The organism is Sporosarcina sp. BP05, from assembly GCF_014282005.1.
GTDB lineage: Bacteria > Bacillota > Bacilli > Bacillales_A > Planococcaceae > Sporosarcina.
In genome coordinates, this window is the sequence record NZ_JACFTD010000009.1 from 17942 (window position 1) to 33242 (window position 15301).

The following is a 15301-nucleotide window of genomic DNA, read 5'->3' on the forward strand; positions in this document are numbered from 1 at the left end:
TACTCACTCCATAATAATGCCGATTTGACTTAATGGCTCGCCAAGTTGATTGACAGCTTCTGCTAACGCTTTAGTATCCTCTTTCGTTAGCTGCTCATAGGATATATAATTACCACTGCCATCTTCATGTTTCGCTAATAGATTGTTCAAATCTGTAAATTTCGCAGTTAACGTATCAACTAGTTTTGCATCTTTAAGTTTGATTTTTTCTTTTAGTATTTCAACTATCTTCTCTGCCCCTTCAATGTTCGCTTTAAAATCATAGAGGTCTGTATGGGAATAAATTTCTTCCTCTCCTGTAATTTTTGACGTAGATACCTCATTAAGGAGATCCACTGCACCCGTAATCATCAAATCTGGTGTTACTTCAACGGTTTCAACACGTGCTCTCAGTTCTTTCGCGTCTTTTAATAATTGATCCGCTGTCTCTTCGTAACCTACTGTCGTATTTTCAACCCAAAGACCATATTCAATTTTATGATAGCCTGACCAATCTTCTTTGCCCTGCCCCTCTTCCTCCAAATCGGCAAGACGCGCGTCAATACGTGGATCTAAATCGCCAAAACTTTCCGCTATAGGTTCTGATCGTTCAAAATACATACGGGCTTTCGGATAAATTTCTTTCGCTTTGTCAATGTCTCCATTTTTGACGGCTATTACGAATTTTTCTGTTTCAATAAGAAAGTGATCCATTTGTTCCATTGCGAATGCTTGATAAGCTTCCATTTCAGTTTGTAAATCAACCGTTTCCGGCTGTGTTTTATCAGTGTTAGCAGGGGCTGCATCCTTGTCGGCATTACAAGCTGCCATGATAACTCCGCCTGATAGAATTAGTGCTATAAGTGCTTTTGATTTCATCTTGAACCTTCTCTCAAGTTAATTTCTTTCTTAATTAATAATGATAATCATTGTCACTAAAATGTCAATATATAATTCATACTTTTTTAAGCGACCAGAATAGAGTAACAGTTGAAACTTGCACTCTAAATTGCACACCTTTCATTATTCAAGTATAATATAAGATTACCGGTTATATACTTTATTTTAATTCGTCATTAATTTCACAGTTTTCACCATAGAAATCATGGTATCATTGTATTTTGGGGTAGTTGAAATCATGGCTATTAATTAATCTGAAGTTGTCTATACACTATTAGGAGGTGTTTTATGTTTTCACCCGATTACGTTGAACAATCCAAAGTTAAAGCGCAGTTGGCGAATGCAATTACATTGTTGAATTTAAGTTTTGGCGTTGTTGCTATCATTCTTATTATAAAAGGCTTAGGTCATATGAGTTTACTATTCATTTTCCTTGCTGCATTATTCGATCGTTTCGATGGAATGGTGGCAAGACATTACAATGCAGAATCACTCTTCGGCAAAGAACTCGATTCGTTATGCGATCTTGTTTCATTCGGTCTAGCACCTGCATTATTAATTTACGAAACAACACTTCATACGGCACCTTGGCTTGGAGTCATCGTTACCATTTTTTACGTATTGGCTGGCGCAGTTCGTCTGGCCCGCTACAACTCATCTGAATTTGATGGTGCATTTTATGGTGTTCCGATTACAGCAGCGGGAATTGTCATGACATTAAGCTTTTTCCTTGTTCCATATGTCGGCCCCTTATTTTTCGTTGTATTGATGTTGATTATGTCAATATTGATGATTAGCAATATTCGTATTGCGAAAGTGTAAATGACTAGTTCGGAGGATAATATAAATGAAAAAAGCACTCTTTAAGTCTTTTGTTGAGCTGACGGGGAATCCAGTTTCTTCTGCTCTTTTAAAATCATTTACAGGCTCACGATTTAGCCGGCCGTTCATTCAACCATTCAGCAATGCTTATCGCATTAATAATGACGAAATGGAATACCCAATTTCACACTATAAGAGTCTGCAAGCACTCTTTACACGGCAGCTAAAAGATGGAATACGTCAAGTGGATCCTTCGATGAACGTCCTCACTTCACCAGTGGATGGCGTTGTAAGTGGATTTGGGAAAATAGCTACCGACCAATCTTTCCTGATAAAAGGCCATCAGTATAAGATAAACGAAATTATGGGTACCTCTGAAAAAGCAGCTGCTTATAAAGATGGCATGTATTATATCTTTTATCTATCTCCAAGCCATTATCATCACTTCCACTATCCTGTAACGGGAGCATTGGTTTCACGATACGCCCTTGGCGGCGTTTCTTATCCTGTGAATAGTTTAGGATTACGTCTTGGACAGAGCCCCTTCTCCACGAACCATCGACTAATTTCAGAAGTAATGACGGATTTCGGAAAAGTGGCCATTGTAAAAGTCGGTGCGTTAAATGTGAATAGTATTCAGCTCCTTAACTCTTCGAAAGAATGTATTAAAGGTAATGATTTTGGATATTTCAGTTTTGGTTCTACGGTTATTCTGTTTATAGAAAATCACCCAAACTTTACTCCGACTGTTGAGTTGAACAGTGAAGTACTAGTGGGACAACCAGTTGGTAAGTGGATTCAATAGTAAAGAAAAAAGCAATTCTTGATCAGATAAGACTGATCAAGAATTGCTTTTTTTTATGGTAAGAAAGTATACGTTTTTTTCAACTTAGAATAGTGTCTAGCTTCAGGCGCCAGCCGCTCGGGGGCCCACAGGATGTGGGTCACGTAGCCATTGCCGCAGGACGCGGCGTAATTAGGCTACGTTCCTTGAAAAGCAATCCAGCTATGTGGCAAAGAGCGCCACGTCGTGCCTGCAAGGATGCAGGTATGCAGTTGTTGCGACAGGACGTCGCGCACTTAAGCTGCGTTCCTTTTAGGCGCCTTCCGCTTTCTTAGTGTCTAGCTACAGGCGCCAGCCGCTCGGAGGCCCACAGGATGTGGGTCACGTAGCCATTGCCGCAGGACGCGGCGTACTTAGGCTACGTTCCTTGATAAGCAATCCAGCTATGTGGCAAAGAGCGCCACGTCGCCGGATTGACTTATGCCTGTCGCGCCTAGAAGGCGCCTTCCGCTTTTCTTATGGGCAGTTATTTATTCGCTATATGCACTTTCAATAGCTTTCCTTTAACCGTTGTCGTTTTCATTTCATTCAAAACGAGTTTACCTTTACCGTTCAATATATCAATATACGTCACAGTGTCCTGTATTTTGATGATTCCAATGTCTTCTGCCGACACGCCTGCAATATTTGTAATTGTACCGACGAAGTCCACAGCACGCAGCTTTTTCTTTTTGCCGCCATTAAAATACAATTTAATAATATCTTTGTTTACTAAAACATTTTTGTTCTTTTTCAATTCAGGTAGACTCTCCAGCTTTTCAGTGAACGCAGCCATTGCGACAACAACTGCCTGTTTCGATGGAGCATTGCGTTGTTCAATTTCAAATCCGATGTACGCTTCAATCTCATCAAGCAAGTGATTTTCATTAGGCGTGACGAAAGAAATCGCTTTCCCTCTTTTACCAGCCCGTCCAGTTCTTCCTACTCTGTGCACATAACTTTCAGTTTCCACAGGCAGGTCATAGTTAATAACGTGCGTAATGCTGTCGATATCAATACCACGTGCAGCAACATCTGTAGCAACCAAGTAGCGGAATTCACCGCGCTTGAACTCATCCATAACAGAGAAACGGTCTTCCTGCATCATACCGCCATGTAGTTTATCGCAAGTATAGTGTAGTTTTTCAAGCTGTTCAGTAACACTGTCCACCTGATCCTTTGTACGGCAAAAGATAATACAGCTATCTGGATTTTCAACAACAGTCACATCACGCAGCAGGTCAAACTTTTGGGGATCCCTTACGATAATGAGTGAATGGTCAATTTGATCCGTCAATGTCACAGTTGAAGCTATCTCAATATTTTTCGGGTTGTTCATGTATTTACTGCTTAGTTTGCCAATCTTTTCAGGAAGTGTTGCTGAGAACAGCATAGTCGTTCTGTTTTTCGGTAATTTATTAATAATTGATTCGACTTGGTCAATAAAGCCCATATTTAGCATTTCATCAGCTTCATCAAGTACGAGATATTTAATTTGGTCAAGCACAAGCGAACCTCGCTCAATATGATCAAATACACGCCCTGGTGTTCCCACAACTACGTGGCATTTTTGCTTCAGTTCTTCTTTTTGATAAGCATATGGAGATTTCCCGTAGACAGCAGCGGCTTTAATACGCTTAAAACGGCCAATGTTTGTAATGTCTTCTTTGACCTGGTCTGCAAGTTCACGCGTCGGTGTTAAGATTAGCGCCTGTGGTTTATTCTCATCCCAGTTCACCATTTCACAGATGGGAATTCCAAAAGCCGCCGTCTTACCGCTACCCGTCTGTGATTTGACAACTAAATCGTTTTTAGTAAGTGCCGCAGGAATTACTTTCTCTTGCACTTCTGTAGGTGAAGAATACCCAAGCCCGTCTAGCGCCCGTGTAATCTCCTTGCTTAAGTTGTAATTTTGAAATGTCATTGTAATCAGCCTCTCATTCTAAGTGTATTATCTCACAAACAGGGGCCATTCGTCAGTTAAGGAAGTCTTCTGACACTAATTATAAGGGTGATATATAAAAAAAAGAAAGGAATCAGCCATTTTATTCATGGCTGATTTCTTTCTAAAAGTGCGTGGTACCCATTCTTTATTTTTCAATGGTGACAATGTTTTCTTCTTTCAATTCAACAGTACCTGACTTATTAATAACGACTGATTCACCCTCAAATAGATTAGTGAAGATAATCGGAGTAATGATTGAAGTCGCATGTTCCTTAATATAATTAACATCGAACTTCAACAAAGGTTGTCCTTTTTTAACACGATCACCTTGTGCAACTAAAGCTTCGAAACCTTTACCCTCTAATTTTACTGTATCAATCCCAACATGAATTAAAATTTCTCTTCCTGAATCAGCTAGAATCCCTAGTGCATGTTTTGTCGGGAAGAAAGTAACAATTGTCCCGTCAACTGGTGACACAACAGTACCTTCTGATGGTACAATCGCAAAACCGTCGCCCATCATTTTTTCGGCAAACACAGCATCAGGTACTTCTGAAAGCGGCTTAATCTCACCTTGTATTGGTGAAACAAACGCTTGATTATTTTCATCCAAATAAACTTTGCTATCAGTAATAACCGGCTGTTTTACTTCTTCAGAACGAGATCTTTTTCCACTGATTACGTCTTGAATTTGACCTTTAATAATCTCAGATCGCGGTCCAAATATTGCTTGAATATTATTTCCAACAGTAAGCACTCCAGCTGCTCCAAGTTGTTTCAACCGCTTTTTATCTACTTGGTTCTCATTATTCACAGATACACGAAGTCGCGTAATACAAGCGTCAAGGCTTGAGATATTTTCTTTTCCACCCATTGCTTGTAATATTTCAAACGCCAAATCATCCGCTGCTACACCAATCTCACTAGACGCATTCTCTTCTTCAGGTTCGCGGCCAGGCGTCATGAGGTTAAACTTCTTAATAGCAAACCGGAAACCAAAGTAGTAGATGACTGCAAATACGAGACCAACTGGAATGACCATCCAAGCATTCGTCTGCGGATTTATCGCACCAAAGAGAATATAATCAATTAAACCTCCAGAGAACGTCATACCAATTTTCACATCTAAAAGATGCATGATCATAAATGAAAAACCTGCAAAAAGTGCATGGATTCCAAATAATACTGGCGCTACGAATAAGAATGAGAATTCAATTGGCTCAGTGATTCCCGTCAAAAATGACGTAAGAGCCGCGGATCCCATAATTCCCGCCACAATCTTTTTTCGTTTAGGATCTGCGCAATGATAGATGGCAAGAGCTGCCGCTGGAAGACCAAACATCATAAATGGATATTTTCCAGTCATGAATGTTCCTGCTGTAAGTTCTTGTACACCATCTTTAATTTGTGCTTGGAAAATCGGGTTATCACCTCTGATAACCTCTCCCGCTTGATTGATATACGTTCCGAATTCGAACCAGAATGGTGTGTAGAAAATATGATGGAGTCCGAATGGAATTAACGAACGCTCAACTACACCAAATACGAATGCTGATAGAGCAGTGTTCCAGTTAAGAACAAAGTTTGAAAAAACATTTAATGCTTCTTGTACTGGTGGCCAGATTAAGATCATTAGTAATCCAAGGACAACGGCAGAAGCTGCTGTAGCAATCGGTACAAATCGTTTCCCGGCAAAAAAACCAAGGTATGATGGCAACTCAATATCGTAATAACGATTGTACATCGCTGCGGCAAGCACCCCAACTATTATTCCTCCAAATACACCTGATTGGAGCGATGGTACTCCGAGTAATAGTGCATAAGCCGGGTCTCCCCCTTCTAACACCGTTTTTGCAGAAAGACCGAGACCCGTTCCCATCGTGGCATTCATTATTAAATAGCCAACAATTGCGGCGAGTGCAGCAACGCCTTCACCACCTGCAAGACCGAGGGCAACCCCAACTGCAAACAGAATAGGTAAGTTACCAAAAATGATAGCTCCCGATTCCTCCATAATAGATGCAATCTTTACAACCCACCCACTATCAAGGAATGGGGCAAAATTAGTTAATACTGGATTTTGCAAAGCATTACCAAATGCTAATAATAGACCTGCCGCCGGTAAAATCGCTACCGGAAGCATCAGTGATTTACCGATTTTTTGTAAAACACCGAAAACTTTTTTAAACATAGTAAAACCTCCCTTTATACATAATTCAGTCATTGGATCTCTTCATTCCCCTGAAAAACGGCATAAAAAAACATGAGTATAAAAGAAATTGAAATAGCCATCAAAAGGTTTCCCTCTCGAAGCTGTATCAATCATCTTTGTACTCATGCCTGATTCTCTCAGTAACACGTATGAAGATAATATATTATTAAATTATATACGAATAGCTAGTAAAATACCTATTAACTAATCCAATGACTTTAAAATCAATCGTACCATAGATAGATTAATTTTTCAAACAGATTTTAATATCCGTAATTGTTCCAAATTATTATTCGACTCTTGATTGAATCCGCTGTAAATGAAGTGTTAAATAAACTGCTTCAGCATCATAAATTTCCATTTTTAGTGTCTGTTGTATCACTTTGATCATCTTCCAAGCAAGATTGTAACAAACTGGATACTCTGTTTTTAACAGTCCCGTCATTTTTTTCGGTTCTGCAATCCTCTCTCCCCGCACTACCCGTTCAATTGTAAAACGAAGATGGCGGATCAACCGCATATAATCAATACTGTTTTTATCAATAACTACTTCAAGTTGCTCTTCAATCATTTTGACAAGCCGAACCATTAACTCTGAATGTCTTGTTAAATCACGCACATCTTTATTCACAAGGGCACTGTGAATATGTAACGCGATGAAACCAATTTCACCTTCAGGGAGTGCGACAGTTAGCTGTTTATTAACCATCGCCGTAACTTCAGCGGCTATTTTATATTCATCGGGATAAAGTGCCTTTGTCTCAAGCAAAAATGGGTTTCGGATCGCCATGCCACGCCTCATCCGACTGACCGCGAATACTAAATGGTCTGTGAGCGCAACATGAATATGTTCATTCAGTGGCATATCAGACCTCGCTTGAATAATTTCAACAGCGGAAATAAGTACTTTCAATGTATCTTCATCAAGAGTAGAAAGAAGTTGTTTGTACTGCTCCTGCTCCTTAGGGTCATTCAACACAAATAATTTTTCAACCTTTTCTTGAATAATCGGCTCTCCACTTTTTTTCCCAAAGCCAATGCCTCGACCAATTAAAACGACCTCATTACCATTAACATCAGTAGCAATGAGCACATTATTATTCAACGCTTTCTTAATTAGATACGTTTTCATCCATCTATCCCCATTATCTTTTCTTGACTCTATTCTAGCACTAATCTCATTTGAATAGGAGCTTGTTATGCTCGTCATGGGTGTATTAAGGAACCAAAACAAGTTTCCCCATCGTTTTTCTCCCCTGCATCAGTCGATGTACATCCGCAGCCTCTTCCAGTCTGTACGTGCCGCCAATCGTTAGTGCTAAATCACCGCTTTCAATAAACCCAAGTAATTCCTTGAAACTAGCTTGATACATGTCATAATTTTTCATAATTTGAGGCAGGAAAAATCCGATGACAGATTGATTGCGGCGCATCAATTCTCCAGCAAGTAATGGTGAAGATTCACCGCTTGCTGCACCAAATACAACCACACGGCCAAATGGGGCAAGGCATTTCAGCGTCTTGCGGAAAATATCACCACCGACCATTTCAAGTGCTACATCCACACCTTTCCCGTCGGTTAGTTCACGGACCTTTAATTCCCAACCTTCTTCTGTGTAATTAACAACATGATCGGCACCCATTTCTTTTGCATGCGCCAATTTTTCAGCACTGCTTGCAGTAGCGATAATCTTGCCTGCTCCGAAGATTTTTGCAAGTTGGACTGCAATTGCACCAACCCCTCCAGCTGCTGCATGAACCAGAACGGTTTCTCCTTTTTCAAGCCGTCCCATTGTTTTTAAAATATGGTAAGCCGTCTGCCCTTGCAAGGGTAGCGCGACTGCATTTACAAAATCAACACCGTCAGGAATAGGTGCGAGTGCCATCTCATGAAGGTTGACATACTCCGCATAACCTGCCGATTCGATTAGAGATACGACGCGCATACCAGGTTTATAACGTTTAACGTCTTTTCCTACTTCGGTAATAATGCCGGCAACTTCAGCACCTGGCATGAACGGCAGCGGAGTCGGCACAACGTATTTCCCTTCACGACGCGCGATATCTGCATAATTCACGCCAATCGCCTTCACTTCTACTAACACTTCTTGATCACCGACTGTTGGTGTATCGATATCTACTAGCTCCAACACGTCTGGACCTCCATACGCTTCAAATCGAATTGCTTTCATCATCAAAATCCCCCTTTAAGATATATACTGCCGTGATTCATTAATGGTTTTCGCAATAGCCCTCTTCGTTTGGATTGTTCCTTCACGCGCCAGTTCACTCAATCGATTTATCACATCAGCAACTGCTGTCTTGCGCTTCTCTTCTGTTGTTACGCCTGCAATCAATTTACGGGCAATTATTTCAACTTTGAAAAGCGTATCGTCAATCAATGCTTCTGTCAGCTGCACTTTAAGGGCAGATTTTTCTTCACCCATTTTTGCAATTGATTTCTCGGTTCGCAGTACAGCAGATTCAGCTGCATATAGGGCAATTGCTATGTCGGCCAGTCTCAGTAACGTTTCTTGCTCATCAACAATACGGGCTGCAAAAGCTTCATAAGCAAAGCCCATGGACAGCAAAAACACATTGCGTATTGCACGGATTGCTTCTTTTTCACGAGCCAGAATGTCACCCGTTAGCGCAGTTGATTGCTTCAGTTGTGCAACAGCTTGACCAACTAGTTTCGGAAGTGGGACTATTCCTTTCCCCGCCTGTTGCAATAGAGCCATTGGAATGAGCAATCTGTTGATTTCGTTCGTGCCTTCGAAAATGCGGTTAATGCGCGAATCACGATACATTTGCTCTACCTTGTACTCTTTTATGAAGCCATAACCGCCATGAAGTTGCAGTGATTCATCTGCAACGTAATCCAAGGTTTCAGAACCAAATACTTTGCAGATAGCAGTTTCAACCGCATACTCCCTCATTCTGCTCGCAATAAGCTTCGTGTCACTTGACTCGTCCAATTCACCAAGTGCATCTTCAAGATAGGAAGCAGTTCGGTATTGAAGAGACTCTGTTGCATAAATACGGATGGCCATATCAGCAACTTTTTCTTCGGTAGCTGTAAATGATGCAATCGTCTTGCCAAATTGTTGACGTTCATTCGTATAATCAATAGCTAATTTGAAGCTGTATTTGGCGGCTCCTGTACAGGCAGAACCAAGATTGAAGCGGCCTAGATTTAGTACGTTCAATGCGATATGATGTCCTTTTCCGATTTCACCTAATAAGTTCCGGACAGGCACTTCACAGTTGTCGAAAAATACGGCTGTCGTGGACGACCCTTTGATGCCCATCTTCTGTTCTTCTGGTCCGAGCGATAAGCCTGGAAAGTCTTTTTCAACGATGAATGCCGTGAACTTGGTACCATCGACTTTTGCATAGACAATGAATGTATCGGAAAATGAGGCATTTGTAATGAACATCTTCGTTCCGTTCAATAAATAATGCGTTCCTTCTTTATTTAATAGCGCTGTAGTAGATGCAGCTAGGGCATCCGATCCAGCAGAAGGCTCAGTAAGGCAATAAGCGCCGATAAACTCACCAGATGCAAGCTTTGGCAAATACCTATCTTTTTGCCACTGCGATCCGAAATACGTAATCGGTAACGTTGCGATACATGTGTGATTGGAATGTGCAACGCTATAGCCACCTGCAGCACCGATAATTTCTCCGACAAGCCCTTTCGTTATTTTATCGAGGCCAAGCCCACCGTATTTCTCGGGGATACTATGGGCTAGCAAACCCAATTCTCCTGCTTTTCCAAGGAGTGACCTGACAAGTGTAAAGTCCCCTCCTTCAATTTGTTCATTGTGCGGCCGCACTTCTTTTTCAATGAACTTCTTCGCTGTATCAGCAATCATCTGGTGTTCAGCTGTAAAATCTTCCGGGGTGAAAATAGCTTCTGGCTGCGACGTGCTGTGTAAAAATGAAGTTCCACGATAGGTTAGTTGTTCAGTAGTCAATCGCTTTATCCCCTTTCACAATCATTTTGTCGTTCCAATCATCGCTTGCTTGACAAGTATCTCTACAAATTTATCCATATGGGCGAAGCGTGCATCTGTCGTTTGTCCATTTTTATAGCGGTAATAAATTTGCTGACAAATGACTGCGAGTTTAAAGTACGCAAAGGTACTATAATAATTGATGTTCGTCATGTCCCGTCCACTTTTCTCCGCGTAACGCGAAATAAATTCTTCCCGTGTGAAAAATCCTTTTTGAATCGTAATCGGCGGTTTACCAAGTCCATGCAGTAGCTGATCCGGATCATCTGCCTGCATCCAATAACTTAGCGCCGCCCCTACATCCGCAAGTGGATCTCCAACGGTTGTCATTTCCCAGTCAAACAATCCTGTCATCTCACAATAATCAGGTGAAAACATTGCATTGTTTAATTTATAGTCATAGTGAATAATCGTTGGTTCAGCTGATTCAGGAATATTGTTTTGCAGCCAAGTGGTTAGTGCTGCAATTTCCTTAATAGTTGATGTCTTCGCCTTTTCATAGCGCCCAATCCAACCATGGACTTGTCTTTCCAAGAACCCGTCCGGCTTGACCATCTCAACAAAAGTCGTTTCTTTATAATCAATAGCATGTAACTCCACAAGTTTATCAATCATAATTTCAGATACTATTCTTCCTAATTCTTCAGGAGAATTCGTACCACTCGGAAAGCCTGTATCTAGAACAATTCCGTGCCGTCTCTCCATAATGAAAAACGGGCTACCTATAATTGATGGATCATCACAATAGACAAGTGGTTTGGGTGCCGTTGGATAAACAGGATGAAGTGCAGCTAGTACATTAAATTCTCGTTCCACATCATGCGCTTTGGCAGCAACTGGACCAAGTGGAGGACGTCGAAGTACAGCTTGCCAAGTCCCAATTTCAAGTTCATAGGTTAAATTAGAATGGCCCGTTCCAAACTGCCGAATTCCAAGTTCACCTTCTTGTAAATCGGCACAATTCTCCCGTAGAAATCGCAAGAGAACTTCTGCGTCCAATCCTTCTCCCTTTCGGACAGGTATCGTATCGTTAGTTGTTGTTATCACCCTAATCACTCCCTATTCTCTTGATGTTAATTCACCCTTATCAGCCGCGATTAATAGGAATAGAACCCTTGTCCCGTTTTCCGACCTAAATGACCTGCTTCTACTTTCTGCACAATACATGCAGGAGGCTTGTCTTCCTGATTTCCCGTTTCCGCGAATTGCTGCTGCATGACAAAATTCACAACATCGGCGCCGGATAGATCAATAAGTTCAAACGGTCCCAATGGATGCCCGAGCGATTTCTTCACGATTAGATCTATCTCTTTAAAATCAGCAATTCCATTTTCAAAAAGTGCAATTGCTTCTTTATGAATAGCGCCTAATATACGGTTTGCGACAAAGCCAGAAATCTCCTTCCGCAAGATGATACCCATCTTACCGATTTGATCGCAAACAGCCAATGCAGTCTGTGCCGTTTCTTCAGACGTTTCTTCACTCATGACAATTTCCACACACTCCATAACGAGGGGGGGGAAGAAGAAATGTGCGTTACAAACCTTGTCAGGACGTTCTGTTACTTCTGCAAGCAACGAGTTGACAATGGTTGAACTGTTAGATGCTAAAATTGTATGTTTTGGTGTAAGACGGTCCAGCTCCCTAAACAATTTCATTTTACTAACTAGTTTTTCTACAATCGCTTCAATTACAAAATCTGCATCTTTCGCGGCTTCGTTTAGATTATCCGTAAACGTGAGATTCTGAAAAGCAATTTCCTTGTTAGCCGCAGTTAACTTCCCGCTTGCAACCCATTTATCCATACGCTTTTTCAAGCCAGTTTCTGCATCCTTCAGTGCTTCAACATTTACATCCTGCAATGAAGTTCTATATCCTCCAAGCGCGCACAGCATAGCAATTTGATGCCCCATTTGTCCCGCTCCAACAACTAGAATATGCTTAATTTCATGTGCACTCATCATTCATTCCCCCTTCAAATCAATTCCGCGTAAGATGAAATCCATATACATAATCGCAAGCTCTTTTGACGATACATTCCCTGTTGGATCGAACCATTCATAACTCCAGTTTGTAACTCCCAGAATCGCAAAGGTAGTCATTTTAGGTTCAAGACTTTCACGAAACTCCTTCTTTTCGATACCCTCCTTAATGATTTTCTCAATAGTGAGATGGAACATTCTGCGTTTGTTTTTTATGACACTACTGTTTTCCTCTGATAAATGACGCATTTCCCTAAAGTAGACACGTACATTTGAACCTTGTGTCTGGATATCGTTAATGAGCATCCCCACAATTTCGGTAAGTTGATTTCGGCAACTGTCATTGCTGTCTAAAACCTTCTGTTGTCTGCTTAATAAATCATCGATATAGCGAAGATGGATATCCATAAGAAGCGTTTCTTTACTCGTGAAATAATAATAAAAGGTCCCTTTCGTCACGCCAAGTGACTCAACGATGTCCTGAACAGATGTGGCACTAAAGCCTTTACGCTCAAAAAGTTGAATGCTTTGTCTTGTGATAGCCTCTTTCATAACGTACTCATTCCACCATCGACAAGCAGGATATCCCCTGTCACGTAGTCAGATGCTTTCGAAGCCAAGAATAGTGCGACGCCCTTTAAATCTTCTTCAGACCCTAAGCGGTTTAGTGGTGTGGAATTAAGGATGTAATCATGCCCCTGTTCAATTGTGGCTTTCGACATTTTGGTTGGGAAAAATCCCGGTGCAATCGCATTGACGTTAATGTTGTGCTGCCCCCATTTAGCCGCGAGATCTTTCGTAAATGTAATGACTGCTCCTTTACTAGTGTTGTAGCCAATGGTATCCATAAAGCTCGGATGCGTCCCTCCAAGTCCAGCAACGGATGCGATGTTGATGATTTTCCCGCTTCCTTGCTCAATCATGACCTTTCCAACTTCTTGACTCATCAAAAATGTGCCATTGACGTTTACGTCCATTACTTTTCTCCAAGCTTCATACGGCATGTCAACAACAGGCGCACCCCATGTTGCCCCGCTATTATTGACGAGTATGTCGATCGTGCCAAAAATCTCCATCGTCTCTTCAACTACCCGTTTTACATCTTGCTGTTTCGTCACATCACATGTGAGACCAATCGACCGAACACCTAGTGCTTCCAGTTCTTTACTCATTTCACTACAAGCTTCAACATTGCGCGAACACAGCACAACGTTTGCACCTGCTTCCGCAAATCCTCTTGCAATTTGCGCTCCAAGCCCTCTACCTCCACCTGTGACGATTGCTGTTTTTCCTGTTAACTTAAAAAGGTCAAGTACGGTCATTATTAATTCCCCTTTCCGTGAGCGGCATATTTTTTTAGTTCCAGACGTGCGATTTGATTGCGATGTACTTCATCTGGTCCATCAGCGAGACGCAGCGTTCTAGAATTCGCCCACTGTGCCGCCAATGTATAGTCTCCGCTTACACCCGCTCCGCCGAATGCCTGAATAGCGCGGTCGATTACACGCAGTGCCATATTCGGCGCTGTCACTTTAATCATCGCGATTTCCGCTCTCGCTTCTTTATTGCCAACCGTGTCCATCATATAAGCTGCTTTTAACGTCAAAAGACGTGCCTGCTCGATGTCGATGCGTGATTCTGCAATCCATTCCCGAATGACGCCTTGCTCGGCAATTGATTTCCCGAATGCAGTACGTTGTTGGACACGAATACACATTTCTTCAAGCGCACGTTCAGCAGCACCAATTAACCGCATGCAGTGATGAATTCGCCCAGGTCCTAGGCGCCCTTGTGCGATTGCGAATCCTTTTCCTTCGCCCCACAACATGTTTTCCGCCGGTACACGAACATTGTCAAATGTGATTTCCGCATGTCCGTGCGGCGCATGATCATAGCCAAATACAGAAAGCATTCTCTCAATCTTGACTCCGGGTGTATCAAGTGGCACTAAAATCATCGACTGTTGCTCGTATTGCGCAGCATTAGGATCGTTCTTGCCCATAAAAATAGCCACTTTACAACGTGGATCGCCTGCGCCGGACGTCCACCATTTACGCCCATTTACTATATACGCGTCCCCGTCACTGATAATGCTTGACTCAATGTTTGTTGCGTCGCTTGAAGCGACATCCGGTTCAGTCATCGCAAAACATGAACGGATTTCGCCATCTAAAAGCGGTTCGAGCCATTGTTTTTTCTGCGCTTGCGTTCCATACCGCACAAGTACTTCCATGTTTCCCGTGTCAGGTGCGTTGCAGTTAAATACTTCTGGACCAATTAAGGAACGGCCCATAATTTCGCATAGTGGTGCATATTCTATATTGGTAAGGCCTGCACCCAGTTCACTGTCCGGGAGAAACAAGTTCCATAGGCCTTTCTCGCGTGCCTTCGCTTTCAACTCTTCCATAATTGGCGGATTTTGTGCCCAGCGATTTTCTTGCGCATTTAACTGTTCGTCAAAAATCTTTTCATTCGGATAAACAAATTCGTCCATAAACGCTGTCAACTTCTGTTGTAATTCAATCGTCTTTTCCGAATATGAAAAATTCATGATTATTCTCCATCCTTTCATTCTATGAACAATATGTGTACTAACCGGTTGGTATGTTCAGAATATAG

General features: G+C 41.7%; 13 protein-coding genes. 2 read left to right on the top strand and 11 right to left on the bottom strand.

Going from position 1 to position 15301, the window contains the following annotated elements; translation table 11 throughout:
• Positions 1–3: 3 nt before the first annotated feature.
• On the bottom strand, positions 4–858 hold the full coding sequence (efeO, locus tag H2672_RS12040; protein ID WP_186671658.1) for an iron uptake system protein EfeO: 855 nt from the start codon (positions 856–858) through the stop codon (positions 4–6).
• 309 nt (positions 859–1167) lie between these two features.
• Here efeO and pssA point away from each other — a divergent pair, with 309 nt between their 5' ends.
• Positions 1168–1701, top strand: a complete 534-nt coding sequence (gene pssA / locus H2672_RS12045) for a CDP-diacylglycerol--serine O-phosphatidyltransferase (protein WP_186671660.1) — start codon at positions 1168–1170, stop codon at positions 1699–1701.
• Between the two features lie 25 nt (positions 1702–1726).
• Positions 1727–2506 (top strand): archaetidylserine decarboxylase, encoded by a 780-nt coding sequence (gene asd, locus H2672_RS12050; RefSeq protein ID WP_186671662.1) that lies wholly within the window; start codon positions 1727–1729, stop codon positions 2504–2506.
• Between the two features lie 505 nt (positions 2507–3011).
• On the opposite strand, the gene H2672_RS12055 is transcribed toward asd, so the two are convergent.
• The 10 genes from H2672_RS12055 to H2672_RS12100 form a co-directional block, all read right to left on the bottom strand.
• Positions 3012–4457: a DEAD/DEAH box helicase gene (locus H2672_RS12055; protein ID WP_186671838.1), complete on the bottom strand. Its 1446-nt coding sequence runs from the start codon at positions 4455–4457 to the stop codon at positions 3012–3014.
• A 157-nt stretch (positions 4458–4614) separates the two neighbouring features.
• Entirely contained in the window at positions 4615–6660 is a 2046-nt protein-coding gene (gene ptsG, locus H2672_RS12060; RefSeq protein ID WP_186671664.1) for a glucose-specific PTS transporter subunit IIBC, read from the bottom strand.
• 310 nt (positions 6661–6970) lie between these two features.
• Complete coding sequence (gene glcT / locus H2672_RS12065; RefSeq protein ID WP_186671666.1) at positions 6971–7813, bottom strand: glucose PTS transporter transcription antiterminator GlcT; 843 nt, start codon at positions 7811–7813, stop codon at positions 6971–6973.
• A gap of 85 nt (positions 7814–7898) precedes the next feature.
• The gene (locus H2672_RS12070; RefSeq protein ID WP_186671840.1) at positions 7899–8873 is read right to left on the bottom strand and encodes a quinone oxidoreductase family protein; all 975 of its coding nucleotides are present in this window, start codon (positions 8871–8873) and stop codon (positions 7899–7901) included.
• A 15-nt stretch (positions 8874–8888) separates the two neighbouring features.
• Positions 8889–10661, bottom strand: a complete 1773-nt coding sequence (locus H2672_RS12075) for an acyl-CoA dehydrogenase family protein (protein ID WP_255485769.1) — start codon at positions 10659–10661, stop codon at positions 8889–8891.
• 21 nt (positions 10662–10682) lie between these two features.
• Entirely contained in the window at positions 10683–11747 is a 1065-nt protein-coding gene (locus H2672_RS12080) for a phosphotransferase family protein (RefSeq protein WP_370569641.1), read from the bottom strand.
• Between the two features lie 50 nt (positions 11748–11797).
• Positions 11798–12661, bottom strand: a complete 864-nt coding sequence (locus H2672_RS12085; protein ID WP_186671669.1) for a 3-hydroxyacyl-CoA dehydrogenase family protein — start codon at positions 12659–12661, stop codon at positions 11798–11800.
• A 3-nt stretch (positions 12662–12664) separates the two neighbouring features.
• Entirely contained in the window at positions 12665–13234 is a 570-nt protein-coding gene (locus H2672_RS12090; RefSeq protein WP_186671671.1) for a TetR/AcrR family transcriptional regulator, read from the bottom strand.
• Complete coding sequence (locus tag H2672_RS12095; protein ID WP_186671673.1) at positions 13231–14004, bottom strand: SDR family oxidoreductase; 774 nt, start codon at positions 14002–14004, stop codon at positions 13231–13233. The genes H2672_RS12090 and H2672_RS12095 overlap by 4 nt, the downstream gene beginning before the upstream one ends.
• Before the next feature lie 2 nt (positions 14005–14006).
• The gene (locus H2672_RS12100; protein ID WP_186671675.1) at positions 14007–15233 is read right to left on the bottom strand and encodes an acyl-CoA dehydrogenase; all 1227 of its coding nucleotides are present in this window, start codon (positions 15231–15233) and stop codon (positions 14007–14009) included.
• Positions 15234–15301: the final 68 nt, after the last annotated feature.

What these genes read in the sequence shown, in the direction of transcription:
- pssA (WP_186671660.1), top strand. Translation starts at nt 1,168, where the DNA reads ATGTTTTCACCCGATTACGTTGAACAATCCAAAGTTAAAGCGCAGTTG.
- H2672_RS12085 (WP_186671669.1), bottom strand. Translation starts at nt 12,661, where the DNA reads ATGAGTGCACATGAAATTAAGCATATTCTAGTTGTTGGAGCGGGACAA.
- ptsG (WP_186671664.1), bottom strand. Translation starts at nt 6,660, where the DNA reads ATGTTTAAAAAAGTTTTCGGTGTTTTACAAAAAATCGGTAAATCACTG.
- efeO (WP_186671658.1), bottom strand. Translation starts at nt 858, where the DNA reads ATGAAATCAAAAGCACTTATAGCACTAATTCTATCAGGCGGAGTTATC.
- H2672_RS12070 (WP_186671840.1), bottom strand. Translation starts at nt 8,873, where the DNA reads ATGAAAGCAATTCGATTTGAAGCGTATGGAGGTCCAGACGTGTTGGAG.
- asd (WP_186671662.1), top strand. Translation starts at nt 1,727, where the DNA reads ATGAAAAAAGCACTCTTTAAGTCTTTTGTTGAGCTGACGGGGAATCCA.
- H2672_RS12095 (WP_186671673.1), bottom strand. Translation starts at nt 14,004, where the DNA reads ATGACCGTACTTGACCTTTTTAAGTTAACAGGAAAAACAGCAATCGTC.
- H2672_RS12100 (WP_186671675.1), bottom strand. Translation starts at nt 15,233, where the DNA reads ATGAATTTTTCATATTCGGAAAAGACGATTGAATTACAACAGAAGTTG.
- H2672_RS12090 (WP_186671671.1), bottom strand. Translation starts at nt 13,234, where the DNA reads ATGAAAGAGGCTATCACAAGACAAAGCATTCAACTTTTTGAGCGTAAA.
- glcT (WP_186671666.1), bottom strand. Translation starts at nt 7,813, where the DNA reads ATGAAAACGTATCTAATTAAGAAAGCGTTGAATAATAATGTGCTCATT.